2 protein-coding genes are annotated in these 1,673 nt (G+C 75.9%); both read right to left on the minus strand.

Going from position 1 to position 1,673, the window contains the following annotated elements; translation table 11 throughout:
* Positions 1–98 precede the first annotated feature (98 nt).
* Positions 99–1,205 (minus strand): Gfo/Idh/MocA family protein, encoded by a 1,107-nt coding sequence (locus tag PROKR_RS03040; RefSeq protein WP_036959442.1) that lies wholly within the window; start codon positions 1,203–1,205, stop codon positions 99–101.
* Positions 1,202–1,673: sugar phosphate isomerase/epimerase family protein (locus PROKR_RS03045; RefSeq protein WP_036959443.1), on the minus strand; the 472-nt coding region annotated here is incomplete at its 5' end. The genes PROKR_RS03045 and PROKR_RS03040, both read right to left, overlap by 4 nt.

Raw genomic sequence — 1,673 nt, forward strand, 5'->3', positions numbered from 1 at the left:
GGCGGCGTCGGACGGGCTGCAGCTCCAGTGGCTGCTGGACCCGGAGGCCGTCGACGTCCGGCGGTCGCTGGCCCTGCTGGAGCGGCTCCTGCCCGGCCCTACCCCGTAGCCGCCGCCGGGTCCCAGCCCTCCGGGAGCGGGGCGATCGGGTCGACGGCTGAGCTGATCTTCACCGGCTGCCCCGTCTCCGCCGCGTCCCGGACGCCGAGCAGGATGTCCAGGACGTGCGCGGCGACGGCGCCCGACGCCCGTTCGGTGCCGCCGTCGCGGGTCGAGCGCACCAGGTCGACGACACCGGCGCCGCGGCCGAACTCGGGGCCCACGGCCGGCAGCGCCGCCGGCTCGTCGGAGCCGTACGTCCAGAGCGTGGAGGCGCCGTCGAACCCGTTGGGGTCGGGCAGCACGATGGTGCCCTCGGTGCCGTTGACCTCGACGAACCCGCTGCGGGGCAGCGCGTGCTGGAACGAGAACGTCGACTGGGCCGAGCGACCCTCGCCGAACTCGATCAGGGCGGCGTGGTGGGTCGGCACCTCGACGGGGAACGCCTCGCCGGCGCGGGGGCCGCTGCCGATGGTGCGGCTCTGGCGGGAGGTCGAGGCCACCGCCTGGACCCGGGTCGCGGAGCCCAGCACGTGCACGAGCGTGGTCACGTAGTAGGGCCCCATGTCGAACAGCGGGCCGGCGCCGCGCGCGAACAGGAAGTCGGGGCTGGGGTGCCACGACTCCGGCCCGGGCACGTGGAACATCGTGGTCGCCGTGAGCGGCTCCCCGATGTCGCCGCGCGCGATGGCCCGCAGCGCCGTCTGGATGCCCGCGCCCAGCACCGTGTCCGGGGCGCACGCGACGCGCAGGCCGCGCGCCTCGGCGTCCGCCAGGAGGGCCGCCGCGGCGTCCCGGTCCAGGGCGACGGGCTTCTCGCTCCACACGTGCTTGCCCGCGGCGAGGATGCGGTGCCCCACCTCGGTGTGCACCGCGGGGACGGTGAGGTTGACGACGACGTCGACGTCGTCCCGGGCCAGCAGCTCGTCCACGCTGCCCGACGCCGCCACGCCGTACTCGCGGGCCCGCTCGGCGGCGCGCGCGAGGTCGAGGTCGGCGACGAACCGGACCTCGACGTCGGCGAACCGGGTCAGGTTCTCCAGGTACTGGGTCGAGATGTTGCCCGCGCCGACGATGCCGACGCCCGCGGCGCCCGGCCGGCTCATCGGTCGTGCTCCGTCAGCCAGGCCAGCGACCGCGCGATGCCGTCGAAGACGTCGCCGCCGTACGTGTCGAACTCGATGACGCGGGTCGCCGCCGGGGCGGCCGCCAGGATGCCGGGCACGTCCACCTCGCCCGCGCCGGCGGGCTGCTGCCGGTCGACGTCGCCGTCGAGCGTGCCGTCCTTGACGTGGATGAGGCGCACCCGGTCGCCCAGCGCGGTCAGGAGGGCCGGGGCGTCCGCTCCCCCGACGACCGCCCAGTACGTGTCCACCTCCAGGACCACCTCGGGCGCCAGGTGGTCCACGAACACCTCCAGGGCGTGCCGGCCGTCGATGCGGGTGCTCAGCTCCCAGGCGTGGTTGTGGTACCCGAACTCCAGCCCGCGCTCGGCCGCGAGCGCCGCCAGGGCGTTCACCCGCTCGGCGAGCCGGGCCACCTGGTCGGCCGTCCGCCACTCCTCCGCCGGCAGG

The organism is Promicromonospora kroppenstedtii DSM 19349 (assembly GCF_000515355.1).
In the GTDB taxonomy this organism is placed as follows: domain Bacteria; phylum Actinomycetota; class Actinomycetes; order Actinomycetales; family Cellulomonadaceae; genus Promicromonospora; species Promicromonospora kroppenstedtii.